The organism is Acidovorax delafieldii 2AN, from assembly GCF_000175235.1.
In the GTDB taxonomy this organism is placed as follows: domain Bacteria; phylum Pseudomonadota; class Gammaproteobacteria; order Burkholderiales; family Burkholderiaceae_C; genus Acidovorax; species Acidovorax delafieldii_B.
This window is the reverse complement of the sequence record NZ_ACQT01000355.1, coordinates 1-2,976: the sequence shown is the minus strand read 5'-3', so window position 1 is coordinate 2,976 and position 2,976 is coordinate 1. Positions and strand designations below refer to the sequence as shown.

The window sequence follows — 2,976 nt, the reverse complement described above, 5'->3', positions numbered from 1 at the left end:
CGTGGCGCAGGCCTTCCGCCGCCGTCTTTCACCCATCTTGCCGCCCACCGTTGCCTGCCATGCCGATCAGCCCCTTCACCCCGCCACCGCCGCGCACGCCCGGCGCACCCCGACCAGGGCACCGCCATGGCTGAACTGGCGGATACGTGGAGCCAGGTGGCCAGCACCCTGGCCGCCGAGTTCTCGGATGTGCCCGATGCCACGCAGCTCACCCGCATCGTGGTGCGCCTGGGCATGGCCGGGCTGCTTGGCGGCCTGCTGGGGTGGGAGCGCGAGCATGCTGGCAAGGCGGCGGGTGTGCGCACCCACATGCTCGTGGCCATGGGGGCGGCGCTGTTCGTGCTGGTAGCGCAGCAAGTGGGCATCGCCCCCGCCGACAACAGCCGCGTGCTGCAAGGCGTGATCGCCGGGGTGGGCTTTCTGGGCGCGGGCACCATTCTCAAGGGCGACGCCGAAAGCCAGGTGAAGGGCCTCACCACGGCCGCCGGCATCTGGCTCACGGCCGCCATCGGCGTGGCCGCGGGCCTGGGGCGCGAAGCCACGGCGCTCTTGAGCACGCTGCTGGCGCTGCTGGTGTTGTGGGCCATGCCAGCAGTGCACGCCGCACTGGCCGGCCAGCGCAAGCACCGCCCCGCGGCCACCACCCCACCCCACCGCCCCTGAGCCCCTTGGAGCCGTACGGCGCGGCACGGCCCACGCTGCAATGCCTGCCCAGGCGGGAGCCAGCGCAGGGCCTGCCGACATCGGCGTGCAGACGGCTGCGGCGTGGTCTTACACCGGCACTGGCCAGCCGTGCGTGCACTGGCCCAGTTACTCTGCGGCTGTCGCCGCCACCCAGGAGAAACCGCCATGCCACCGCAAGCCACCATCCACGGGCACGTCACCTCTACCGGCCAGGCGACGGCGCACCGCTCACCATCCCGCAAGGGCCTGTCGACATCACGCAGGCCAGCGACAGCGCCACCCTGAGCTGGACGGCGGACAACGACGCTGCCGGCTCTGCCGCCATTCCGCAGGACCCGTTCGACCAGTACGTGCGTGAGGGCAAGATCCGCCTGCATGAGCGCAAGTGAAGCCCCTTGCGCGGCGCACCCCCCGCACAGGCGCTATGCTGTGCCGCAGCCAGCACTATCGAAACAGGAGCTGCTGGCGCCCACCCCATCTGCACCAGCGCCCCATTTCATGCCAAATTTCATTGTGACTGCAGACGAGGTTCTGCACTTCTGGTTCGACGAACTCACGCCCGCACAGCATTTCGCGCAGGATGCGGCGCTGGACGCCCTGATCGGCACCCGCTTCGGGACAACGTGGCGGGCAGCGCAGCACTGCGAACTGTGGGCCTGGCGGGCCACGCCGCAGGGGCGACTGGCCGAGATCGTGGTGCTCGACCAGTTCTCGCGCAACATCCACCGTGGCACGCCACGGGCGTTTGCCCAAGACGCACAGGCCCTGGCGCTGGCGCAGGAACTGGTGGCCGGCGGCCACGACGCAGCGCTGCCCGCAGCACGCAAGGCGTTTGCCTACATGCCGTACATGCACAGCGAATCGGCCGCCATCCACGCACAGGCCACGGTGCTGTTCGCCCAGCCCGGCCTTGAGAACAACCTGCGCTTCGAAATTGCGCACCGCGACATCATTGCGCGCTTTGGCCGCTATCCGCACCGCAACGCGGTCCTCGGGCGGGCTTCCACGGCCGACGAACTGGCGTTCCTGGCCCAGCCGGGCTCGTCGTTCTGACGCCCCCGCCTACCCGAGCGGGCGGGTGAGGTACACCGCCTCGCGCCCCACGATGGGTTCGCGCGTGGGCATCATCACGGTGCAGTCATCGCACAGGGCACGGATTTCGTGGGGGCCGTCCGTGGCAATGAGCGCGCCCTTGGCAAACACCTCAAAGCCCACCAGCGGGCGCACGAAGCGAAAACTGTCCGTGCGCACCATGCAGGTCTGCAGCAGTTCGTAGCGCCGCTGCGGGCCGGGCGCCGGGCGACCAGGCGCTGCTTCGACAAGGCCGAAGTGGGCCAGAAAATCCAGCGCCACCGCCGTGGCCAGGTCTGCGGCAGAGCGGCGGAAATGCTGCCCGCACTCCACCACCAGCGCCACACCCGGCCCGTCTTCCTGGCCATGGCGGCCATGCTGGATGAGCGGCGTGCCCGAGCCCAGGCCCTGCGGCATGACCAGGTGCACCGGGGGCCTTCCCAGCGCCAGGGCCACCGCGGCATTGCGCGCGTAGGCCGGGTACACCCAGAAGGGCTCCACGTCCTGGCTGGTCGAGTGGATGTCGAGAATGTGGTCGGCCGCGGCCACCACCGGACGCAACGCACGCGCCCGGCGAAGTTCGGGGCTGTCGGCAGCGCCATCGAGCTCGGCGTCCGACCACACGCGGTTGAGGTTGTGCACGAGCTGGCGGCTGTCGTAGGGGCGCTCGGGGTTGAACGACTCGTAGGCCGCCACGTTGGCGAAGCTCACGGTGAGCGTGCCGCACAGCGGCCGAACGCCGGTGTCCAGCAAGTGCGTGGCCGCCACCATGCCGCAAATTTCATTGCCATGGGTGAGCGCATTGATCAGCACATGGGGGCCGGGCCGGCTGGACGTGAAGCGGTGCACGTAATCAATGCCGACATTGCCCTCGCGGTAGGCCGACAGGTCGCGGGGCAGCACTTCGAAAGGGGGCGGATTCTGGGACATGGCAAGGGCACCTGCAAGAACAGGCGGCCATGGTATGCGCAAAGCGCCGCCGGCGCCGGCGCCGCTGCGGTGTACGATGCCCCGGCATCCGCCCGGCAAGCCATGCCACCTGGCGTGCCCAGCGTTCTTGCCAGCCCTGCGACCCTTTCCGCCCTTGGCCCCCTCGCGCCCACTTTTCGCGCTGCCATGCCCGTCTGCCGCCTTGCCACCCTGTCGGAAACCCTTGCCCGCATTGCCGGCAACGGCGCCCTGGCACAGCGCCTGCGTGAACTGCCCGGGCTGCGCGGCGAC

At 69.9% G+C, this 2,976-nt stretch carries 4 protein-coding genes; 3 read left to right on the top strand and 1 reads right to left on the bottom strand.

The annotated features are described in order from the left end of the window. Positions 1-126 precede the first annotated feature (126 nt). The 3 genes from ACDELDRAFT_RS20885 (at position 127) to ACDELDRAFT_RS20880 (ending at position 1,737) form a co-directional block, all read left to right on the top strand. A complete protein-coding gene (locus ACDELDRAFT_RS20885; RefSeq protein WP_005800090.1) occupies positions 127-663 on the top strand; it encodes an MgtC/SapB family protein in 537 nt (178 codons plus the stop codon). 5 nt (positions 664-668) lie between these two features. Further along, positions 669-1,073: a hypothetical protein gene (locus ACDELDRAFT_RS26130; protein WP_332376105.1), complete on the top strand. Its 405-nt coding sequence runs from the start codon at positions 669-671 to the stop codon at positions 1,071-1,073. 109 nt (positions 1,074-1,182) lie between these two features. After that, entirely contained in the window at positions 1,183-1,737 is a 555-nt protein-coding gene (locus tag ACDELDRAFT_RS20880) for a DUF924 family protein (protein WP_005800089.1), read from the top strand. A gap of 9 nt (positions 1,738-1,746) precedes the next feature. On the opposite strand, the gene ACDELDRAFT_RS20875 is transcribed toward ACDELDRAFT_RS20880, so the two are convergent. Beyond that, positions 1,747-2,685, bottom strand: coding sequence for a succinylglutamate desuccinylase/aspartoacylase domain-containing protein (locus ACDELDRAFT_RS20875; RefSeq protein WP_005800088.1), 939 nt, complete (start codon positions 2,683-2,685; stop codon positions 1,747-1,749). Positions 2,686-2,976 lie beyond the last annotated feature (291 nt).